This window comes from Corynebacterium sp. c25Ua_47 (genome assembly GCF_039907205.1).
GTDB lineage: Bacteria > Actinomycetota > Actinomycetes > Mycobacteriales > Mycobacteriaceae > Corynebacterium > Corynebacterium hiratae.
On the sequence record NZ_JASBOH010000002.1, the window covers coordinates 162,774 to 184,859 of the forward strand.

Here is a 22,086-nt window from a genome sequence, read left to right on the forward strand (position 1 = left end):
AAGGACTTACTCTATCCCTCCGCGCCACTGGCGGAGGCGTTGGGGTGAACCATTTTCTCCACATACTTTGCAACCACGTCTACCTCGAGGTTGACGCGAGCGCCTGGCGCCATCGAACCAAACACGGTATCGCGCAGCGTGGTGGGAATGAGTGAGACTTCGAAATAGCTCTCCGCGTCGGGCTCTCCCTGCCCGTCTGACAAGGCCGATACCGTCAGGGAGGTTCCCTGCACCGCGATGGAACCCTTCTCCACCACGTAGCGCTCCAGCTCGGCCGGCAGGCTAAAGCGCAGCACCTCCCAGTGCTCCGACGGCGTGCGGCTCAGCAAGGTCCCGGTGCCATCGACGTGCCCCTGCACAATGTGGCCACCCAAGCGCGTCGTCGGGAGCACCGCACGCTCGAGGTTGACCTGCGCGCCCACTTCGAGTTCGCCGAGGGAACTGCGGTTCAAAGACTCCCTCATGACATCTGCGGTGAAGGTTCCTTCTCCCAACTCAGCAACGGTCAGGCACACGCCGTTGACCGCGATGGAATCTCCCAGTTGGGCGTCCCCCAGCACGGTGGTTGCGGCGACGCCGAGGCGCACGGCATCACCCTGCGGCTCCACGCTATCGACGTGGCCAATTTCTTCAACGAGTCCAGTAAACATAGCTAGTACTCCCCTTCCCTATCTTTTAACCTTTGAGCTTTCTATATTCCACGAGCAGGTCCTCGCCTAGCTCAGTAACCGCCACGCGCTGCCACCTCTCAGTCTGGGCCAGATTCTGGGACAGAGCTCGAGTGAGAACTCCTCTGCCCTCGCCAAGAATGACGTTGCCCAGGTAGGCCTGAATACGCTCGACGTAGCCCAACTCCATGAAGCTGGTGGCTAGCCCTGCGCCGCCTTCGACAAGGATGTCTCGCGCGCCGCTGGCGTACAGCTGATCTAGTGCCTCCTGCGGCGTGGAATAGTGCTCGAAGCCGAGCTCGACCAGGTTACTAGCCCCGCCCCGGCTAACATCGCGGGAACCGATGACAACGCGCCGCGGCTGCCGCTCACGCAGCGAACCATCCGGGTAGCGCGCCGTCAACGAGGGATTATCCGCTAACGCCGTGCCGGTTCCAATAAGGATGGCATCGCGCTGCGCCCTATCACGATGCACGTGCTCGCGGGCCCGCTCTCCGGTAATCCACTGGCTACTGCCATCCGCCGCGGCGGTGAAACCATCCAGGCTTTGTGCAAATTTGAGTGTGACGTGCGGGCGGCCGAGACTCACCGCGCTCAACCACGGTTCGAGCGCATCGTCCACGCCCTCCGGCGGCGCGAGCTGTCCCACCGTGACTCCGGCGCGGCGCAGTGTTGCTGATCCGCCCCCGGCTTGTGGGGTGGGGTCCGGGTGGAGGTAGTACACGGCGGCCACGGAAGCATCGATAAGCGCCTGCGCGCACGGGCCCGTACGACCCGTGTGATTGCAGGGCTCTAGGGTCACCACCGCGATGCCACCGCGGGCCTTGTCCCCCGCATCGCGCAGCGCCATGACTTCAGCATGCGGCCCGCCCGGGGGCTGGGTGGCGCCGACGCCGGCGACCTGGCCGGCAGCATCGAGAATCACCGCGCCGACCGGCGGGTTCGGACTCGTCGTACCGCGCACCCGCTCGCCGGCCTCCATGGAGACGCGCAATGCTTGCGATAGGACAGCAGAATCGTGGCGTGGGATCACAGCGTGGCCAGTCGGCGTAGCTCCTCGACGGCGGCCGCCTTATCTGCTTGCTTGTAAATGGCCGAACCCGCGACAAAGGCATCACAGCCCGCCTCGGCGGCGGAGCGGATCGTCTCGGCAGAAATACCGCCATCGATTTCAATGAGGACATCGAGGCCACGCTCATCGATGGCTGCGCGCAAGGTGCGTACCTTATCCAGCTGATCCGGCATGAAGCTCTGACCACCAAAGCCGGGTTCGACAGACATGACGAGAACCTCGTCGAAGTGCTCAAGGGCATCCAGCCAGGGCTCAATCGGGGTGCCCGGCTTGATCGAGAAGCCCGCGCGCACCCCTAGGTCCCGAATCCTGCGGGCCAAGGCGATGGCCGCGTCCTTGTCGGCCACGGCCTCGACGTGGAAGATGATGCAATCAGCGCCCGCCTTGGCGTAGGTTTCCACCCATTTCTCCGGCTCCTCGATCATGAGGTGAACGTCGAGGGTCTGCGAAGTAATCCCGTCCACCGTCGCGGTAATATCCGGGCCGAAGGACAGGTTCGGCACGAAGTGACCGTCCATGATGTCAACGTGGATCCAATCCGCGTTGGCCACTGCTTTGACCTCTTCGCCCAAGCGGGTGAAATCGGCGGCCAGAATGGATGGGGAGATAATGGGACCAGACGAGTGTGCAGACATGACACTCAGCCTAGTCCCTCACGCGCCGCTAGTCCGCCACTCGGCGGAGGACGGCGAAAAACATCGCGTCGGTGCCATGACGGTGCGGCCACATCTGGGCAGAGAGCTCGCTGCCGAGATCCCCCATGTCCGGAAGCACGTCGCGCGTATCCAGCTCCTCGACGCGGATCTCTGCCCCAGCGCCATGGCGCTGCACGGCAGCGTCCACGATGCCCCGGGTCTCGCGCAGGTCGGGCGAACAGGTGGAGTACACCACGACACCACCCGGGCGTACGAGGGCCAACGCGGACTCGAGGAGCTCGGTCTGCAGTGTGTTGAGCTCCGCGATATCGGACTCGGCTTTGCGCCAGCGGGCTTCGGGGCGGCGACGGAGTGCACCGAGGCCGGAACAGGGGGCGTCGACAAGCACGCGGTCGAAGCCTGCGTCGAGACCCGGCGCACGACCGTCCGCACGGTGCACGCGGACAGGCAAGTCACCCACCGTCTTTTCCACCAAGGTAGCGCGGTGCGGGGAGACTTCTACGGCATCGACCTCCGCCCCCTCAACGCGAGCGATGGCACCCATCAGGGCGGCCTTGCCACCGGGGCCGGCGCACAGGTCCAACCAGCGTCCGCTGTCCTCGCCAATAAGTTCAGCTTCCGTCACCGCGCGTGCGATGAGCTGGGAGCCTTCGTCTTGCACCGCCGCGAGTTTCTGGCGGACAGGCTCGAGGGAGCCCGGGTCTCCCTGCTCAAGGTAAACCGCATAAGGGGAATAGCGTCCTTCCTCGCAGCCGGTAATAAGCGCGAGTTCTTCGGCGGATATCTCGCCCGGTCGCGCTACCAGGTGCACGAGGGGACGCTCAGAGTCCGCCTCGAGTGCGCGCTCCAGCTCCGCTGTCTGCTCGGCGCTGAGCGCGTTATCGTCAGCGGTGTCGAGGAGCCCCAACGCGCGGCCGAAGGAGCAGGCGATCCACTCGGGATGAGCGTGGCGGAAAGCCAACGCCGCGACCTCTCCGCTCGGAGCTAGCTTGTCCAGCCACTCTTGCGCCGGTGTGCGGGTGATAGTCCGCATGATGCCGTTGGCAAAGCCCTTGGCTTTCTCGTGGCCGGCCGCCTCCACGAGGCGAACGGTGGTATCGACCGCCGCGTGCGCCTCCACCCGGGTGTAGAGCACCTGGTAGGTTCCCAGTCGCAGGGCCATGAGCACCTCGGGCGCAATGGCGTCGAGCCCGCGCGACGAGCATTCAGCGATGACCGCATCGAGAACGCCCTCGGTGCGCAGCGTGCCATAGGTCAGTTCCGTGGCAAAGGCGGCGTCGCGGCCGCTGAGCTTGTTCGAGCTCACGGCCTTCGGCAGCGTGAGGTTGGCAAAAGCGTCATCCGCCGCTACCCGCTGTAGTACCTCGAAGGCGACCGCGCGCGGCACGTCGACCCCGCTGCGCCGTGCCGCGGAAATCAGCGACGGGTTCTGGCGATCGTGGTGAGCAGTCTGGCGCTGTCCGCCTCGGCGGTCACGCTGCGCACCGGTGTTCTTATAACCTCCGCGTCCCTTGTGGTCGTTTCCACCGCGGGAGCTTCCACGCTGTTGGCTGCCCCGTTGCTGCTTTCCCTTCTCTGCGCCTGCCCCCGCGCGCTGCGCCGGGTCACCAGACTTGCTGCGGGACCTAAACCCTCCGGTCATGAGAACTTCACCTCGTCTGTGTCTGTGGAATCCGTGCCGCAAGAGCCTTGGCTAGCAAGACCTCGGCCCCAATCGGCGGCGTTCATCATCTTCTTGCCGGGCGGTTGAATCTTGCCCAAACGTACTGGGGAGCTACCGGTGCCGACCATGACGGCATTCTTGGCCACGTGCACTTCTCCTGGCTGGAGTGCGCGCACTGCGGCAGGCTCTGGCAGCGCCTCGAGTTCGGCGGGTACCACGCTGCTTACAGGCCCTACCTTCAGGCGGGATTCCCCCATTAAGGTCCAGGCTCCCGGCCCCGGGGTATGGGCGCGGATGTGGCGATCAATGACGTCAGCAGGCCGGGTCCAGTCAATGCGGGCGTCGTCGGTCGCAATCTTGTGCGCATAGGTGGCCTCACCTTCCTGCGGCTGCGGCGTAATGCTGCCGTCCTCCAGGCCATTCATAGTCTGGACTAGGAGGTCACCACCCGCGTATGCCAGTCGCGTGAGCAGGTCATCAGCGGTATCGGTGGGCAGGATTGCTTCCTCGATGGTGGCCAGGATGTCCCCGGTATCCAGGCCCTGATCGATGCGGAAGGTCGTGGCGCCAGTGCGCTCGTCGCCGGCCGCAATGGCTGCCTGGACCGGTGCTGCGCCGCGCCACGCTGGAAGCAGGGAGAAGTGCAGGTTGACCCAGCCGTGCGTTGGAAGGCCCAGCAGATCCTCGGTGATCAAGTTTCCGTAGGCCACCACCGGAATAGCCTCCGGAGCAATCTCCGCCAACCGCGCGCGCAGGGCGTCGCCGTCCTCGGTGCCTGGCTTGAGTGTGGTTGGCGTAAGAACCTCGATTCCGTGTTCCTGGGCCAGCGCCTTCACGGGACTGGGGTGCAGGGTGCGCCCGCGGCCGCGGCGGGCATCAGGACGGGTGATGACGGCGGCTATGTCGTGGTGTGAGGCAATGAGTTTCTCCAAAGCCACGACGGCGGGCTCGGGGGTTCCGGCGAAAACGATGCGCACAGTGGGTGCATGCCTTTCTCTCGTGAGGTTGATTGTTGATTAAAGTCTGACGCCTATGCGTTGAACCACTCCGACTGGCGGATGATCTTCATGGATTCCTTTCGCAACTCATCGCTCAGGCGCTTGAGGAACAAAATTCCGTCGAGGTGATCCGTTTCGTGTTGGATGCAGCGTGCCATCAGTCCGGACGCGAGCATAGACACTGGGCGGCCTAGGGGATCGAAGCCTGTAAGGCGTACGGTATTGAACCTTTCGGTGGGCTGGGAAATACCGGGGATGGACAGGCAGCCCTCTGGTCCCAGCTGAGTCTCTTCTCCCACTGCTTCCCACTCGGGGTTGATGATGGCACCGCGCAGGCCGTGCTGATAGTGAGAGCAGTCAAAAACGAAGATGCGCTTGGTCACGCCGATCTGGTTAGCCGCTAGGCCTACTCCCCCGGCGTCTTCCATGGTCTCCAACATGTCCTGAGCTAGACGCTCGAGCGATGGCCCGAATTCGGTGATCTCCTCGGCCCGGGTGCTCAGGACGGGATCGCCATAGAGGCGAACCTCGCGCACGGTCATAGTATGAACTCCTCGTGGTTTGCAGTCTTTCACGGTAAGCAGGGATTGCCATCCGTAGTGCTCCTGCACCGAGAATAGTTCACAGTAAGCAGTGCGTGCCCTCCAGGGGTGGGGTCGGCTGCTCTGTCTATCCGATGTTGATCGGGTCCACGGCGATGCGCAGAGGCAACACGTCCTTGCGCGCGCTGCGCAGCGAATTGGCCGTTCGCAGCGCCTGCCCAAGCTCCGAGCGCGGCCCCAATGGCGTGCGGATCAGCAGGCGCTGGGGCTCGCCGCCGCGTTCGTGGTCATACTCGCCCGGCAAGCTCACCCCGGGCGGCAGCGGGACCGGGCCAAGAAGCTCCGCGTGCTCCGGTAGTTCTGCCAGCTCCAGGAAAGCGTCGAGCGAGGCATCGGCACCGTCGACGGCCGCCATGTGCACCGCGGGCGGGAAGCGTACCTCGCGGCGTGCCTGCAACTCGGCCGCCGCGGCTCCCACCATGTCCCACCGGCTAAAGAAGCCCACGAGCGGGAGCTGCTCATCTGCTGCCACGATCACCGCTCCGCCCTGCGCAGCCGGGGCCACGAGGGTGGCTGCGGCAGCCCATGTGGTCAAGGTATCCTCCGTAGCTCGGAGATCCTGACGGCCCAGCAACGCCCCGGTTTCCACCAGGAGCGCAGCACCATAGTGCCCTCCCTCGGCAACGCGTGGCTCCGCGCCAGGCGTGGCAATCACCAGCGCGGGGCCGGCAGGGACCTCGTCGACGACTGTGGAGCCACCTGATTGGATAACGCGCGTGTTGGGAAAGGCGCGCCCCATCTCCTCGGCGGTGCGCTCGGAGCCCAGCACAATGGCCCGCAGCCGTGGGGAACCACACTCGGAACAGCGGTAATGGGCGTCGACACGCCCGCACCAGCGACACGTGGGAAGCGCGGCGGAATCCTGCGCCCCATCCGCCGCGCCACGGACAGAGGGCAAACCTAGTGGCCCGTTGCAGTGTCGACACCGTGCCGGGGATGAACACTGCCCACAAGCCAGAATTGGGGCGTAGCCCTTGCGCGGGACTTGGACAAGGACGGGTTCACCGCGGTCGAGCGCCGCCCGAGTGGCTTGAAAAGCTGGGCCGCTGACCGACGTCGTCCCGCCCTGCATGTGCCGCGCCAGATTGATACCGAACGCACCCACCGCAACAATATCGGGGCGCGCCGCTTCCAGGGCGTCCGGAGTTGGGAGAAGATCGTGTGCCCATCCCGACTCAACGAGCAGCTGCGCTTCGGCCGTGCGCGCGTGGCCAGCAAGGATAAGGCTGCATTCTTCCTGCGCGGAGCGCGTGCTCAATACCTCTCGCGTGTGGACGTAAGGCTTGAGGTTATCCACCAGGCTATCGTCACCGTCATTGAGGACAACGGCCAGCTTCAGGTTCTTTACTGGGGCGAAGGCCGCGGAGCGCGTGCCGATAACGATGCGTGCCTGCCCCGTCAGTGCGGACAGATAGCGGCGGTAGCGAGCCTGCGGGCCAGTACTGTGCGCGAGCACCGTGATCTGCTTGGCGGAGAGGTGGCGACGAAACGCCGCTTCCAACAGGTCAAGGTCACGCTGATCCGGCACAACCATGAGCACCCCGCCGCCTTGCAGCGCCACGCTAGCGCCCAAGGCCGCAAGCGCGCCAGCCCAATCTGACCCCGGTGCGATCTGCCACGCTGCCCGCGCAATGTTCCCCGTCAGCACCGAATCCACGAAAGACTCGCCATGCTGGTAGCTCGACCACGCAGAGAGATCCGGGTGCTCTGCCGTGCCGAGCTCTTCCCAGGGAGTGGTGATATCCGCTTCTTCGGCCTTGGCATGGCGCGCCGGGATGGCGGTGCGGATGATATCGGAGCGCACGCCGCCGTAGCGGGCTGCAAGGGATTCGATGAGCGCCGCCATGGTCGGTGTGTACACCGCATAGGGGGAAATGACGCGTTCGATATAGCGGAGCGAACCGGAAAAATCAGAGTCGCTGCTGCGCGAGAGCAAGATGGCGTCAACCAACCTGCCGTTGAAGCGAATACGCACCCGGACGCCCGGTTGCGCGGCGTCGGAATCCGCCTCCTCAATGAGGTAATCGAAGCCGCGGTCGAGGTGCGCTACCCCTAGCAAGGGCAACACCCGCGCGACCGGTTGCTGGGCGGCGGGTGTCTTCTTGGGCATAGCGCCCGATTCTACAGGCCGGCGGCACGGCGCAGGTCGACGGCCCGCGAGGTGTCCTCCCACGGAAGGTCAACATCGGTGCGACCGAAGTGACCGTAGGCCGCGGTTTGGCGATAGATCGGGCGCTGGAGGTCGAACTCGCGAATGATGGCGGCCGGGCGCAGATCGAAGACCTTGTCCACTGCGGCCTGGATGTCGGCGTCGCTCAGCCCGCCGTGCGCAGTACCGAAGGTCTCGACGTAGAGGCCAACTGGCTTGGCGCGGCCGATGGCATACGCCACCTGTACCTCGGCGCGGTCGGCAAGCTCGGCGGCCACAATGTTCTTGGCCACCCAGCGCATGGCGTAGGCAGCGGAGCGGTCCACCTTGCTCGGATCCTTACCGGAGAAGGCACCGCCGCCGTGGCGGGCCATGCCACCATAGGTATCCACGATGATCTTGCGGCCGGTCAACCCGGCATCACCCATGGGTCCGCCGAGGATGAAGGAGCCAGAAGGATTGATGAGCAGCTCGGTGTCCTCGGTGTAGTACTTGCCCAAGTCGGCGTCGTTGACGACCCATTCGACGACGTGCGTGCGCAGCTGCTCGGCCAACCACTCCTGGGTGACGTCCGGATCGTGCTGGGTAGAGATGACGATCGTCTCCAGCCGCGTGGGTACATCATTCTCGTCGTAGGCGTAGGTGACCTGGGTCTTGCCATCGGGGCGTAGGGAAGGCACGATGCCCTCCTTGCGCACCTGGGTGAGACGGCGCGATAGATGGTGCGCCGTGGAAATCGGCAAAGGCATAAACTCCGGGGTCTCATTGGTGGCATAGCCAAACATGAGGCCCTGGTCACCCGCACCGTACTGGTCATCGTCTTCGAAGGTGCCGGAACGAACCTCGGTGGAGGCATCCACGCCAGCCCCGATCTCCTGGGACTGCTCACCGATGGCGACGTTGACGCCACAGGTATGGCCGTCGAAACCAACATCGGAGGAGGTAAAGCCAATCTCCACGAGGGTCTTGCGAACGATCTGGGGGATCTCTACATAACCAGTGGTGCGCACCTCGCCGACGACGTGCACCTGCCCCGTCGTCACGAGGGTTTCTACGGCGACGTGGGCGTTGGGGTCTTCTTCGAGGAGGGCGTCAAGAATGGCGTCCGAGATCGCGTCACAAATTTTATCCGGGTGGCCTTCAGTTACGGATTCGCTGGTAAAGAGGCGTACCGCCTGTGCAGCTTTGTCAGTCACAAGTTTTCCTTAAGCTAGTTCTGCGCGTCGTGGGTGGGACAGCGCCTTGCCCACGCCTCGGCTGATAACACCGCCCCATCGTAGACCAAGCGGTCTACAGCTGCAAGAACGACCACTACTTTTTCAGGATTTCATTCACAGCTTCAAGTATCTGCGCGGCCACGACCTGTTTCGAGCCAGGCTCAACCACCACTGGCTCGGCATCACGCCGCAGGATCCACCCAGCGCTCGTGGGCTGGCCAAAGACCTTTCCCTCCCCGACCTCATTGGCCATGAGTACATCGCAGCCCTTCTTTGCGAACTTCCGCTGGGCGTACTCCAGGACAGTCGTCGTCTCATCACCGGTTTCTGCGGCGAAGCCGACGATGATGGCATCGGGGTTGAGGGAGCCACTGTCGCGACGCTCGACGAGGCCCTTGAGGATATCCGGATTTTCCACCAGTTCCAGATGCGCCAAATCAGCGTCCGCGGTACCCTTCTTCATCTTTGAATCAGCCACGGAGGCTGGGCGATAGTCCGCAACGGCCGCGGCCATGATGACGATGTCCGCGTCGGCGGACTCTGTATTCATTGCCTCCTGCATATCGCGGGTTGAGGTCACCCGCACGACCGTGGCACCGGAGGGAACCGGAAGCGCCTCCGTATTACCGGCAACGATGGTGACATCGGCACCCCGCTGTGCGGCAATCTCAGCCAACGCAAAGCCTTGTCGTCCGGACGAGCGGTTGCCAAGGTAGCGCACTGGGTCAAGGTTCTCTTGCGTGCCGCCAGCGGAGATCACGACCTTCCGGCCCTGCCAATCATGGTCCACGCGGTGGCCGGCAATGATGGTGCGAGCAAATTCCGCAATCTGCTCCGGATCCGGCAACCGGCCTGCGCCCGTATCGGTACCGGTCAAGCGGCCGTGGGCGGGCTCCATGACAGTAACTCCGCGACGGCGCAGCGTAGCCACGTTGTCTTGGGTTGCCGGGTTAAGCCACATCTCCGTGTGCATCGCTGGGGCGATAATCACCGGACACGTCGCAACAAGGACGGATGCGCTGAGAAGATCGTCGGCGCGACCACCAGCCAAACGCGCGATCAGGTCCGCGGTTGCCGGGGCAATAACGATGGCATCCGCTTGCTGGCCTAGGGAGACGTGCTGGACTTCATCCACCGCATCAAAGACCGTGGTCGACACCGGATGCCCCGACAAGGCCTCAAAGGTCGCTGCCCCAACGAAGTTCAGCGCAGCCTCGGTAGGAATCACGCGAACATCATCGCCATGCTCAGTGAAATCGCGGATAAGATGGCACGCCTTGTAGGCGGCAATTCCTCCCGCCACTCCGATGAGGATGCGCCGCCGTTGAGCCGACCCCGCCCCTGCGGACTCTGGATGATTCACGGCGCTACTTTCTTGAGCTTCTTGGAAATGCTGTACGTCCTTCACTCGGACGATGTTACCCAAGACGCACTGAACCCACCCAGTATCTTGGCAGACACGTGGGTGGGTTCAGTTCAGAATGTGCTGTAGGCAGCTACCGGCACGGAAAAGCTTAGTTGCCTTCCTCGTGGTCCAGCAGGCCGGCTTCGATTTCGCGCAAAGCGATGGACAGCGGCTTCTCCCCCGGTTCCGGGGTCACCAGCGGTCCGACAAACTCGAAGACGCCTTCATCCTGTTCTTGGTAGTAGCTGTTGATCTGGCGTGCGCGCTTAGCGGCAAAGATCACCAGAGCGTACTTGGACGAGACCTTGCCCAGCAGCTCATCGATCGGCGGATCGGTAATGCCCGTCGGCGGATCGAATACTGGTTCCGGCTTAACGGCCTCAGAATTAGCAGGTGTGGTCACGTTGGTCACATGCACCTTTACTGTTGGTAGATGGTCAAAATCGTGGTCTATCCACGCAGGATAGCACTAATAGCGGCAACGGCCTCATCGAGATCTTCATTGACAACGATGTGGTCGAACTCCTTTTGCGCGGCAAGCTCCGACTCAGCGGTCTGCAACCGGCGGTCAATGACATCCTGCGGCTCGGTCCCACGCCCTGTCAGGCGCTCGACCAAAACTTCCCAGGAGGGTGGGGCGAGAAACACGGTTTCCGCCTCCGGCATCGCCGCCTTCACGTTGCGGGCGCCTGCAAGATCAACCTCTACCAACACCGGGCGTCCAGCCGTCATCGCTTCTTGGACCGGCTGAGCGGGCGTCCCGGAACGCTGCAAACCGCCGTGGATCTCTGCCCATTCGAGCATGTCACCGGCGTCGATATGCTCTTGAAAGGTCTCTGGTGAGACGAAGAAGTAGTCCACCCCATCAGTCTCTCCGGGACGGGGCTGGCGCGTCGTCATGGAGACGCTGAAGTAGAGGTTGTCGACATCGTCGCGCAGGCGCGAAACCACCGTGGATTTGCCCACAGCGGACGGCCCGGCCAGAACGACCAGGCGCCCGCGTGCAGTTTCGTCAGCCATTGCGCTAATTACTCGCCGTAGCCGAAACGCTCGAGCAGGGCGCGGCGCTGACGGTCACCCAGGCCACGCAGACGGCGGGTCTGAGCAATCTCCAGGTCCTCCATGATTTCCTTAGCCTTGACCTTGCCAACCTTCGGCAGGGCCTCGAGGAGAGCGGAGACCTTGGTCTTGCCGATGATCTCATCGGTCTCGGCCTTCTCCAGAACTTCCTGCAGGTTGGTCTCGCCACGCTTCAGCGCAGCCTTGAGCTCAGCGCGAGCCTTGCGGGCCTCGGCGGCCTTTGCGAGAGCTTCTTTGCGCTGCTCATCTGTCAACTTGGGAAGGGCCACGGGTTTCCTCCGATTTCATTAGTTCGAACATTGTCTTCTGATGGCTAGCACCAGAATCTCGGCTCACGGTGGGAAGGTTTCCCCAGCGCGGGATAGCTTTTGCTACCTCCACGAACCGACTTCTGGCAATCCTAGCACTGGTCTGTACGCGATGACGCAACGCGGCCCCCTTCTTTTAAAGGTTCCCGCACGTCAACGCACATGCCTTAAACAAAATACCAGGTAAACGACGCGCCCGTTAATCCAGCACGCCGCCACCTGGTCTGAGTATTAATCCCGGAACTCCGCCGCGGTATCCACTACGGCTTTCCGCAGGTCAGAGACACTCGGCCCCTGCGAAAGAATGGCTCGGGAAACGTTGGCAAAGCCGAGCTCGGGCGCCGCTGCGGTGAGTTCCCTTACATCGGCGGGCGTAGCGCCCTGGGCGCCCACACCCGGCAGCAGCACCGGACCGTTTAATTGGTCTAGTGCAGGCGGAGCCTCCAACGTCGCGCCCACGACAACACCAAGGGCACCCACGGTGGTGTCTGGCCCAGCCGCAGACGCGTTGCGCTGTGCAAGCTCATCGACGACGCGCTGCGCCACGCTGCGGCCGTCCACGCCCAACGACTGCAACGCCACGGCCTCCGGATTGGAGGTCGCCGCAAGAACAAAGACACCTCGTCCAGTTTCCTCCGCTAGGTCGAAGACTGGACTCAAAGCACCCACACCGAGGTAGGGCGAGACCGTCACAGCATCGGAACGCAGCGGCGAGTCCTCCCCCAACCAGGCTTGTGCGTAGCCCGCCATGGTGGAACCGATGTCTCCGCGCTTCGCGTCCGCTAGGCTCAGACAGCCCTGCTCGCGGAGCCCCGCGAGGGCCTCCTCAAGAACTGCGAAGCCGCGCGAACCGAAACGCTCAAAGAAAGCCACCTGTGGCTTCACCACCGCGGCGGTCTCGCCGAAGGCCTCTACACAGCGCAGCGTAAACGTGCGCAGACCATCCACATCAACCGACAGGCCCCAGGCCTCGAGCAGATGCGGGTGCGGGTCGATGCCTACGCACAGGCGCCCGCGCTCCGCACCAGCTGCTACGAGGCGCTCACCAAAAGACGGCAACTTCCTAGTTGGCTGGGTCATGCTCAAGCTCCTGCAGCGCGCGCACCTTGAGATCCCCGCGACGCAGAGCCTCAATACCCTGCACGGCGGCGGTCACGCCCTGGACGGTCGTCACCAACGGAATGCCCACGGATACCGCAGCAGCGCGGATGTCATAGCCGTCGTGGCGGGCACCGGCGGAGCCTGCCGGGGTGTTAAGGATGAGATCAACCTTTCCAGCAAGAATCTGGTCCACGATGGACTCCTCGCCCTCCGTGGCCTCCGATACCTTCCGGGCGACCTCGCACTCGACACCGTTGCGGCGCAGCATTTGCGCGGTCCCAGCGGTAGCCACGATGGTGTAACCCATGTAGGCCAGGCGCTGAATCGGGAAGATGAGCGTGCGCTTATCGCGGTTGGCTACGGAGACAAACACGGTTCCCTCAGTGGGCAGCTCGCCGAAGGCGGCCATCTCACCCTTGGCGTAGGCGGCGCCGAAGTTATCGGCCAAGCCCATCACCTCACCGGTGGACTTCATCTCCGGGGACAGCAAAGTATCCAGCAGCTGGCCATCGGGGCGACGGAAGCGGTTAAACGGCAGCACGGCTTCTTTGACCGCAATCGGGTGCTCCAGCGGCAGGGAACCACCGTCGTAGGTAGACGGGATGATGCCCTCCTCGCGCAGCTCGGCGATGGATGCCCCCAGCATGACACGCGCGGCGGCCTTGGCCAGCGGGACGCCGGTGGCCTTGGAGACGAAAGGCACGGTGCGGGAGGCACGCGGGTTGGCTTCGATGACGTAGAGGGTGTCATCCTTCAAGGCGTACTGAACGTTCATCAAGCCCTTGACGCCGATGCCATGCGCTAGGCGACGCGTCGACTCCCGCACCTTCTCAATATCCTCAGGTCCCAGCGTCATCGGCGGCAGAGCGCAGGAGGAGTCACCGGAGTGAATACCGGCCTCCTCGATGTGCTCCATCACGCCGCCGAGGTAGACCTCCTCGCCGTCGCACAGCGCGTCGACGTCAATCTCGATGGCGTTATCCAGGAAGCGGTCGACGAGGACCGGGTGGTCCGAGGTGATCTCGGTAGCGCGCTCGATGTAGTTGCGCAGCGAATCCTCGTCGTAGACGATCTCCATGCCGCGGCCACCCAGCACGTAGGACGGGCGGACCAATACCGGGTAGCCGATATTCGAGGCGACCTGGCGGGCCTCCTCGAAGGAGGTCGCGGTGCCGAAGGCCGGTGCGGGAAGCTCGGCTTCAGCAAGCACCTTGCCGAACTCACCGCGGTCCTCCGCCAAGTCGATGGCAGCGGCAGACGTACCCACGACCGGAACGCCGGCAGCGGTCAGGCGCTCAGCCAGGCCCAGCGGGGTCTGTCCACCCAGCTGGACGATGACGCCGGCAACCTCACCGCACGCGGCCTCCGCGTGGTAGACCTCCATGACGTCCTCGAAAGTCAGCGGCTCGAAGTAGAGGCGGTCTGCCGTGTCATAGTCAGTCGACACCGTCTCCGGGTTGCAGTTGACCATGACCGTCTCGTAGCCCTCACGGGAAAGCTCCAGGGCGGCATGCACGCAGGAGTAATCAAACTCGATACCCTGACCGATGCGGTTCGGGCCAGAGCCCAGGATGATGACCTTGCCCTTCGTCTTCTCGTCGCTTGCGCGGACCTCGGACTCAGCGTTCGGATCCAGCTCATAAGTGCTGTAGTGGTACGGGGTCTGCGCCTCGAACTCACCAGCGCAAGTATCGACGGTCTTGTACACCGGGCGAATACCCAAGGACCAGCGCAGGGAGCGCACGCCATCCTCGCCAGCGAACTCTGGGCGAAGAGCCGCGATCTGGGCATCGGACAGGCCGAAGACCTTGGCGCGGCGCAGCAAATCAGCGTCCAGAACCGGCGCACTCACGAGCTCCTCGCGGAACTGGACCAGCGCCTCCAACTCAGCGAGGAACCACGGGTCCAAGTGGGAGTGCTCGTGCAGCTGCTCGATGGTCGCACCGAGGCGCAGGGCCAGCTCGACGTCGTACATGCGGCCCTCTGTCGGGCGCTCCAGGTCCTTGAGAACGGCCTCGAGATCCGTAGCGCGCTCCCCGGCAAAGTACTCATCTGGCTGGGTCCAGAAACCTGCGGGCTTGGATTCCAGGGAACGCATGACCTTATTCAGGCCGGAAATGTAGTTGCGGCCGATACCCATGGCCTCGCCCACAGACTTCATGGTGGTGGTCAGGGTGTCATCGGCGCCCGGGAACTTCTCAAAAGCAAAGCGTGGAGCCTTGACGATGACATAGTCCAGAGTCGGCTCGAAAGCAGCCGGGGTAACACCGGTGATGTCATTGCGCACCTCATCGAGGGTGTAGCCAATGGCCAGCTTGGCGGCCAGCTTGGCAATCGGGAAACCGGTGGCCTTGGAGGCCAGCGCCGAGGAGCGGGATACGCGCGGGTTCATCTCAATGGTGATGATGCGGCCATCATCCGGGTTCACTGCGAACTGGATGTTGCACCCGCCGGTGTCGACGCCCACCTCGCGAATGATGGCGATACCCTGGTCGCGCATCTTCTGGTACTCGCGATCCGTCAGAGTCAGGGCCGGCGCCACGGTGACGGAGTCACCGGTGTGGACGCCGAGGGCATCGACGTTCTCGATGGACGCGATGACCACCACGTTATCGTCGCCGTCACGCATGAGCTCGAGCTCGAACTCCTTCCAGCCCAGGATGGACTCCTCGATGAGGACGTTCGCCTCTGGGGATGCAGCCAAGCCGCCGCCGGCAATGCGCTCAAGGTCCTCCTCGTTGAAGGCCAGGCCCGAACCGAGGCCGCCCATGGTAAACGACGGGCGAACGACAACCGGCAGGCCGAGCTCGGCGACAGTCTCGTGGACCTCCTCCATCGTGTGGCAGACGCGGGAGCGCGCGGATTCGCCGCCGATGGAGGCGACAATATCCTTGAACTTCTGGCGGTCCTCGCCGCGCTCAATCGCATCGATATCGGCACCGATGAGCTCGATATCGTACTTCTTCAGGATACCCAGGCGGTCCAGCTGCACCGCGGCGTTCAGAGCGGTCTGGCCGCCCAGGGTTGCCAGCACGGCGTCGATGGGGTTGCCCTCTTCCTTTTCCTTCTGGAAGATCTTCTCAATGAACTCGGGCTCGATGGGCTCCACATAGGTGTGGTCGGCGAACTCCGGGTCCGTCATGATCGTTGCCGGGTTGGAGTTGACCAGCGTAACGCGCAGGCCTTCCTCCTTGAGCACGCGGCAGGCCTGGGTACCGGAGTAGTCGAACTCGCAGGCCTGGCCAATAACAATCGGACCGGAGCCGATAACCAGGACGTGATTGATGTCGTTGCGCTTTGGCATGTGTTTCTTCTTCCTTTTCCTGGTTGCGTTCTACTTGTTCGGGGACTTTTCAGTCATGAGCTCAATGAACTGGTCAAAGAGCGGGTTAGCATCGTGCGGGCCAGCCGCGGACTCTGGGTGGTACTGCACCGAGTAAGCCATGCCATCCTTGAGCGCAACACCTTCGATGGTGTTGTCATTGAGGCAGGTATGAGACACCACTGCCGGGCCGAAGTCGGTATCGAATTCCTCACCGGCCGGATCTTGCTTGCCTGACGGGCTGGCCAGGGCGAAGCCGTGGTTCTGAGAGGTGATGTCGATCTTTCCGGTGAGCTGGTTGCGCACCGGCACGTTGATGCCGCGGTGGCCGAACTTCAGCTTGTAGGTATCCATGCCCAGCGCACGGCCGAGGATCTGGTTGCCGAAGCAGATGCCGAAGAACGGGTACTTGGCGGCGAGGATGTCGCGGACGATGCCAACCATGGTGTCCGCAGTAGCCGGGTCGCCCGGACCGTTGGAGACAAACACACCGTCCGGCTTGTACTGCTTGATCTCCTCGAACGGGGTGTTGGCGGGAACCACGATGGTTTCGATGCCGCGCTCGGCAAAGTTCTTCGGTGTGGCGGTCTTGACTCCCATGTCGTAGGCCACGACGGTGAAGAGCTTCTCCCCTACGGCCGGGAAGGAATAAACCTCATCAGTCGAGACCTCTGCCGACAGGTCGAGTCCGGCCATGGAGGGCTGGTTCTTCACCTCAGCGATGAGCTCCTCGACGTCCCGCTCAGCATCGGCACCGGAGAAGATACCGGCCTTGATGGAGCCATGGTTGCGCAGGTGGCGCACCAGGGTGCGGGTATCGATGCCGCTGATACCAATGATGCCCTGCTTTTCCATCTCCTCCGGCAGTGAGCGCTCGGCGCGCCAGTTGGAGACGCGGCGAGCAAGGTCGCGGATGACCAGACCGGCGACCCAGATCTTGTCGCCGTGGGACTCGTTGTCCTCATCATTCCAACCTGTATTACCAATCTGCGGCGCGGAGGCTACGACGATCTGGCGGTGGTACGACGGATCCGTCATGGTCTCCTGGTAGCCCGTCATGGCGGTGGTGAAGACAGCCTCGCCCAGGGTCGTACCCGTGGCGCCAAAGCCAAAGCCACGGAAGGTGCGGCCATCAGCGAGGACCAGGATGGCGGGGGTGGTGGTAGTGGAAGTCACTGTGTGTTGAACCTTTCAGTGAATTTTCTCGGTGAAGGGTGATTGTGTTGGGGACGTGCGTTGGTGTGCGTTGGCTACTTAAGTGTTGAGCAACTCTGATTGTCGATTATCCCGATTACTCGGCCGCCTCGCTGGCGCTTTCAGCCGCTAGGTCGTAGGTCACCGCACCGCGCAGGATGGTGTAGGCCACGCGTGCGCCGAATTCCTCCCCCTCGTACGGGTTGTTCTCCGACTTCGAGGCCAGGCGCGTGGAATCGGATACCCACTGGTGTTCCGGATCAACGATGGTAAGGTTTGCGGGCTCTCCCACCGCAATCGGGCGGCCATGGCCGGGCAGACGGGTGATCTCGGCCGGGCGTTCCGACATGACGCGGGCAACGAAGCGCCAGTCGGCCAGACCGGTGGCGACGAAAAGCTTGGCGATAACCGCCAGGGAGGACTCCAAACCCAGCATGCCCGGCTTGGCGTGTTCGAACTCGACGCACTTGTCTTCGCTGCCGTGCGGGGCGTGGTCGGTCGCCACGACGTCGATAAGCCCGTCGAGCAAGGCCTGGCGCAGGGCCAGGGTATCGGATTCCTCGCGCAACGGTGGGTTGACGCGGTAGACGCCGTCGTAGGTCACCAGCTTGTCATCGGTCAGCAGCAGGTGGTGCGGGGTCACCTCGGCGGTCAGCGGAATGCCCTGTTCCTTGGCCCACTTGAGCAGCTCCACGGTGCCTTTCGTCGAAGCGTGGCAGATGTGCATGCGGTTGCCATAGTCACGCGCGAGTAGTGCGTCACGGGCGACGATGGACTCCTCGGCCACGCGGGGCCAGCCGCGCAGGCCCAGGCGGGCCGCAACCTCGCCCTCGTGGGCGCTAGCGCCGTCAGTCATGCGGTGGTCCTCTGCGTGCTGGGCCAGCAGGACGTCAAGGCCCTTGGCGTACTCCAAGGCACGGCGCATGAGCTGCGGGTCTTGGACGCACTTGCCGTCATCAGAGAACATGCGCACCTTGGCATCCGAGCGGGCCATCATGCCAAACTCGGTCAGGGTCTTGCCCTCGAGGCCCTTCGTGATGGAGCCGACCGGGTGAACATCGCACAGGCCGCGTGCCTGGCCCTTGGCCCAGACGGACTCGGCGATGATCGGCTGGTCCGTCACCGGTGAGGTGTTGGCCATGGTGAACACGGCGGTAAAGCCACCCTTGGCGGCAGCCCGCGAACCGGTTTCGATGGTCTCGGTGTCCTCGCGGCCGGGCTCACGCAGGTGAACGTGCATGTCCACCAGCCCCGGCAGCAGCACGTTGCCGCCACCGTCGATAGTGCGGTCGACGCCTGCCGCCGGGGTTATATCGGCGGCAGCACCGATGGCCTCGATGACGCCATCCTTGATCAGGATGCTGGTGGGCTCACCCTCGCCATAGGGGCGAACATTGGTGATGAGCAGAGTACCGGCCGCGGGAGCAGAGAGCACGCCGGTGTCTGGATAAGTAGTCATGGATTCTTCAGCTCTCCTCGTTGCTAAGTGGGACATCTCGATTTAGATACCGGCGTTCTCGCCGTTAGTGAGCAGCGTAAACAAGGCCGCCATGCGCACGTGGACACCGTTGTTAACCTGCTGGAGGACCGCGGTGTTGTCATAGTCAGCCACGGCGTAGTTGATCTCCATGCCGCGGACCATGGGGCCTGGGTGCATGATGATGGCGTCCTTCTTCATGGCTGCTGCGCGGTCCTTGGACAGCCCGTAGAGAGTGGCGTACTCGCGGTGCGAGGGGAAGAAACCGCCGTTCATGCGCTCTGCTTGCACGCGCAGCATCATGACGACGTCTGCCTTGGCAACCTCTGCATCGAAATCGTGGGAGACGCGCACCGGCCAGGTGTCGACGCCGAAGGGCAGCAGCGTCGGCGGGGCGACGAGCGTGACTTCAGCACCGAGCGTGGAGAGCAGGTCCACGTTGGAGCGCACCACGCGGGAATGCAGGCAGTCACCGACGATAGCCACGTTAAGACCCTCAAAACCGGTGCCGGCTGCCGAGCGATCCGCGCCCAGGTGCAGGCGCTGGCGCATCGTGACGGCGTCGAGAAGCGCCTGCGTGGGGTGCTGGTGGGAGCCATCGCCGGCGTTAATCACGCTCGGGCCCTGGCCGCCGGGCGCTACCCAGCTGGCTAGCTGCTGTGCCGCGCCGGAGGAAGGATGGCGCATGATGATGGCGTCCGCCCCGATGGACGCCAAGGTCAACCCGGTGTCCTTGAGGGACTCGCCCTTCTTGACCGAGGACGTCGAAGCGGAGAGGTTAACGACATCCGCCGACATCCACTTGCCCGCCGTCTCGAAAGAGGAACGAGTGCGGGTGGAATTTTCATAGAACAGGGTAAAGACAGTACGCCCGCGCAGCGTGGGCAACTTCTTGACCTCGCGGCCTTCCAGGGCTTCCCGGAAGCGGTCGGCCTCATCCATCAGACCGAGAATCTCCTCGGCGCTGTGGTCGGCGATGTTAATGAGGTGCTTCATTTATGCCTCCTTGCCGGGCTGTGCAGTGAAGCGGGTGAGAACGACGGCATCGCGCCCATCAATGTCGGCGTTGTACACGGTGACATCCTCATCCCGCGCGGTGGGGATGTTTTTGCCCACGTAGTCGGCGCGGATGGGTACCTGGCGGTGTCCGCGGTCCACGAGGACGGCGAGCTGGATGATGTCGGGGCGGCCGATGTCCGCGAGGGCATCGAGGGCGGCACGGATGGTGCGGCCGGAGTAAAGGACGTCGTCGACAAGAATGACGGTGGCGCCATCGATCCCGCCGTCAGGCACCGTCGTGGGCTGCAAGGCACGGTGCGGGCGGGCATATAAATCGTCTCGGTACAAAGTGATGTCGAGGGAGCCCCAGGGAATCTCCACCCCAGAGAATTCCTCAATCTTTTCGGCAAGGCGCTGCGCCAAAGGCACGCCACCAGAGGGAATGCCTAAGAGCAGGACTCGAGAAGAATCACTCGAATCTAGCGCCGTCTTTTCAATGATCTGGTGCGCGATGCGTGCGACAGTACGCGCGACGTCTGAGGAGCTCAGCAGCTCGTTGGACTCCGCGTGGGTGCCGGATTCACTCATCGTGACCTCCTTCCCCGCCTCACGGTGCGGTCTTTAAAGGATGTCGGACAATGGTTCAGTGGACTTGTCTATGCTTGAAAGCCAGCACTAACCATAGCACTCTTCACGCGTGCTTGGTACGCCCTCGCACCCCCGAATCTCCTGAGGCAGGTCTATAGACAGTGAGTTTCACTACCCAGCACGTTGTCCCCGCCCCGCGCGAAGACGTATGGCAGTGGCATACCCGCCAGGGGGCGTTTGCTCGCCTCACCCCACCTTTCGGTTTTATGACCCCGCTCCAACAAGCCGAGTCCTTGGCCGATGGAACCTCAATATTGGGCTTTCCCGGCGGCCTGAAATGGGTTGCCCGCCATGACCTGAGCCGCTACCAACCGCGGCGCTCCTTCGCGGATGTCTGTATCAACGCCCCCTTCCGATCCCTGGCGAATTGGCGCCACGAGCACTTCTTTGAGGATCACCCGGAGGGAACGCTCATCACGGACAAGGTGGAGACCCGCATCCCCGCCGGAGCCCTGGAATCGATCTACGCCTACCGCCAGCAGCAGCTCATCGAAGACTTTCGCTTTGCCCACAGGCTCGGCGCGCTCAACGCCGAGCCCCGCACGGTAGCGATAACCGGAACGCACGGGACGGTGGGCGCGGCGGTGGCTGCGCAATTGGGCACCCTGGGCCACACCGTCATCCCTTTGGTGCGCTCCAACCCCGGGCCTGGCGAGCGCCTCTGGCGCCCCCAGCTGCCGGCGAAGGATCTGCTGGAGGGCGTTGACGTTCTCATCCACTTAGCCGGCGAACCTATCTTTGGGCGTTTTAATTCCGCACACAAAGAGGCCATTCGGGATTCCCGCGTTGAACCTACCCGCCTACTGGCCCAGGTGGCTGCTGAGACCCCGTCCCTGACTGCCCTGGTGTGTGCCTCCGCCATTGGTATTTACGGCGCGGACAGGGGTGAAACGGCACTGACAGAGGAATCGGAGCGCGGCGAGGGTTTTCTCGCTGACGTCGTCGCCGACTGGGAGGCGGCGTGTGAGCCGGCGCGGGAGGCTGGAAAGCGCGTGGTTAACCTGCGTACCGGTATTGTGCAATCAGCCAATGCAGGGATCCTGCCGCTGCTACGCGGGCTGTTTTCCACTGGTCTTGGCGGCGCTTTCGGCAAAGGCACCATGTGGAATAGCTGGATTGCACAAGATGATCTTTCTGACATGTTTGTCCGCGCCGCGCTCGACCCGGCCTGGCACGGCGTCATCAACGCGGTCTCCCCCACTCCGGTGCTCAACCGCGATTATGTTGATGCCCTTGGTTCCTTGCTCCACCGCCCCACCATCATTCCGATTCCCAGCGTCGGTCCGGCGCTGCTGCTGGGCAAGGAAGGTGCGCGTGAGCTTGCACTGGCTAACCAAAAGGTTCTGCCCACGCGCGCGGAAGCGCTCGGCCATACTTTCCGCTATCCCGAGATCGCTCCAGCGCTTGCCCACGAGCTCGGCGGGGAAAAGCTCTACGAGGCCCCCACCTCCGCACCCGAGGAAGACGGCTCCGGTAGTGTCGGGGCCGGAAAAGATTAAGAAGAATGTAGCGAAGTGAGTAGAAGAA

Annotated in this window: 19 protein-coding genes; 1 reads left to right on the top strand and 18 read right to left on the bottom strand. The window is 63.4% G+C overall.

From position 1 onward, the window contains the following. Positions 1-11: 11 nt before the first annotated feature. The 18 genes from QKE52_RS02990 to pyrR all read right to left on the bottom strand — a co-directional run bounded on the left by QKE52_RS02990 (position 12) and on the right by pyrR (position 20,499). Positions 12-650 (bottom strand): riboflavin synthase, encoded by a 639-nt coding sequence (locus tag QKE52_RS02990; RefSeq protein WP_347948088.1) that lies wholly within the window; start codon positions 648-650, stop codon positions 12-14. Between the two features lie 25 nt (positions 651-675). Beyond that, entirely contained in the window at positions 676-1,701 is a 1,026-nt protein-coding gene (gene ribD, locus QKE52_RS02995; protein ID WP_347948089.1) for a bifunctional diaminohydroxyphosphoribosylaminopyrimidine deaminase/5-amino-6-(5-phosphoribosylamino)uracil reductase RibD, read from the bottom strand. After that, complete coding sequence (gene rpe / locus QKE52_RS03000; RefSeq protein ID WP_347948090.1) at positions 1,698-2,375, bottom strand: ribulose-phosphate 3-epimerase; 678 nt, start codon at positions 2,373-2,375, stop codon at positions 1,698-1,700. The genes ribD and rpe overlap by 4 nt, the downstream gene beginning before the upstream one ends. A gap of 28 nt (positions 2,376-2,403) precedes the next feature. After that, positions 2,404-4,038, bottom strand: a complete 1,635-nt coding sequence (locus tag QKE52_RS03005) for a transcription antitermination factor NusB (RefSeq protein WP_347948092.1) — start codon at positions 4,036-4,038, stop codon at positions 2,404-2,406. Continuing rightward, positions 4,035-5,036 carry a methionyl-tRNA formyltransferase gene (gene fmt / locus QKE52_RS03010; protein WP_049157471.1) on the bottom strand — a complete coding sequence of 334 codons (1,002 nt, stop codon included), beginning with the start codon at positions 5,034-5,036 and terminating at the stop codon, positions 4,035-4,037. Before fmt ends, QKE52_RS03005 begins: the two co-directional genes overlap by 4 nt. A gap of 53 nt (positions 5,037-5,089) precedes the next feature. Further along, the gene (gene def, locus QKE52_RS03015) at positions 5,090-5,599 is read right to left on the bottom strand and encodes a peptide deformylase (RefSeq protein WP_049157473.1); all 510 of its coding nucleotides are present in this window, start codon (positions 5,597-5,599) and stop codon (positions 5,090-5,092) included. 127 nt (positions 5,600-5,726) lie between these two features. Continuing rightward, complete coding sequence (locus QKE52_RS03020; protein WP_347948093.1) at positions 5,727-7,769, bottom strand: primosomal protein N'; 2,043 nt, start codon at positions 7,767-7,769, stop codon at positions 5,727-5,729. A gap of 11 nt (positions 7,770-7,780) precedes the next feature. Further along, positions 7,781-9,004, bottom strand: coding sequence for a methionine adenosyltransferase (gene metK / locus QKE52_RS03025; protein ID WP_347948095.1), 1,224 nt, complete (start codon positions 9,002-9,004; stop codon positions 7,781-7,783). A gap of 115 nt (positions 9,005-9,119) precedes the next feature. Then, positions 9,120-10,388: a bifunctional phosphopantothenoylcysteine decarboxylase/phosphopantothenate--cysteine ligase CoaBC gene (gene coaBC / locus QKE52_RS03030; protein ID WP_070516583.1), complete on the bottom strand. Its 1,269-nt coding sequence runs from the start codon at positions 10,386-10,388 to the stop codon at positions 9,120-9,122. 151 nt (positions 10,389-10,539) lie between these two features. After that, positions 10,540-10,842 carry a DNA-directed RNA polymerase subunit omega gene (gene rpoZ / locus QKE52_RS03035; protein ID WP_046649090.1) on the bottom strand — a complete coding sequence of 101 codons (303 nt, stop codon included), beginning with the start codon at positions 10,840-10,842 and terminating at the stop codon, positions 10,540-10,542. A 38-nt stretch (positions 10,843-10,880) separates the two neighbouring features. Continuing rightward, positions 10,881-11,450, bottom strand: a complete 570-nt coding sequence (gene gmk / locus QKE52_RS03040) for a guanylate kinase (RefSeq protein WP_046649089.1) — start codon at positions 11,448-11,450, stop codon at positions 10,881-10,883. An 8-nt stretch (positions 11,451-11,458) separates the two neighbouring features. Further along, complete coding sequence (gene mihF / locus QKE52_RS03045; RefSeq protein WP_010186801.1) at positions 11,459-11,779, bottom strand: integration host factor, actinobacterial type; 321 nt, start codon at positions 11,777-11,779, stop codon at positions 11,459-11,461. A 270-nt stretch (positions 11,780-12,049) separates the two neighbouring features. Next, positions 12,050-12,898 (bottom strand): orotidine-5'-phosphate decarboxylase, encoded by an 849-nt coding sequence (pyrF, locus tag QKE52_RS03050; protein WP_070547354.1) that lies wholly within the window; start codon positions 12,896-12,898, stop codon positions 12,050-12,052. Further along, a complete protein-coding gene (gene carB, locus QKE52_RS03055) occupies positions 12,882-16,223 on the bottom strand; it encodes a carbamoyl-phosphate synthase large subunit (RefSeq protein ID WP_158395429.1) in 3,342 nt (1,113 codons plus the stop codon). The genes pyrF and carB overlap by 17 nt, the downstream gene beginning before the upstream one ends. A 30-nt stretch (positions 16,224-16,253) precedes the next feature. Then, entirely contained in the window at positions 16,254-17,417 is a 1,164-nt protein-coding gene (gene carA, locus QKE52_RS03060) for a glutamine-hydrolyzing carbamoyl-phosphate synthase small subunit (RefSeq protein ID WP_347948097.1), read from the bottom strand. Positions 17,418-17,532: 115 nt separating this feature from the next. Then, complete coding sequence (locus QKE52_RS03065) at positions 17,533-18,894, bottom strand: dihydroorotase (protein WP_347948099.1); 1,362 nt, start codon at positions 18,892-18,894, stop codon at positions 17,533-17,535. A gap of 42 nt (positions 18,895-18,936) precedes the next feature. Beyond that, positions 18,937-19,908, bottom strand: a complete 972-nt coding sequence (locus tag QKE52_RS03070; RefSeq protein WP_347948100.1) for an aspartate carbamoyltransferase catalytic subunit — start codon at positions 19,906-19,908, stop codon at positions 18,937-18,939. Continuing rightward, positions 19,909-20,499: a bifunctional pyr operon transcriptional regulator/uracil phosphoribosyltransferase PyrR gene (gene pyrR, locus QKE52_RS03075; protein ID WP_046649084.1), complete on the bottom strand. Its 591-nt coding sequence runs from the start codon at positions 20,497-20,499 to the stop codon at positions 19,909-19,911. It abuts the gene before it with no gap. Between the two features lie 161 nt (positions 20,500-20,660). On the opposite strand from pyrR, the gene QKE52_RS03080 reads away from it, so the two are divergent. Then, a complete protein-coding gene (locus QKE52_RS03080) occupies positions 20,661-22,058 on the top strand; it encodes a TIGR01777 family oxidoreductase (RefSeq protein ID WP_347948101.1) in 1,398 nt (465 codons plus the stop codon). The last annotated feature ends 28 nt before the right edge of the window (positions 22,059-22,086 follow it).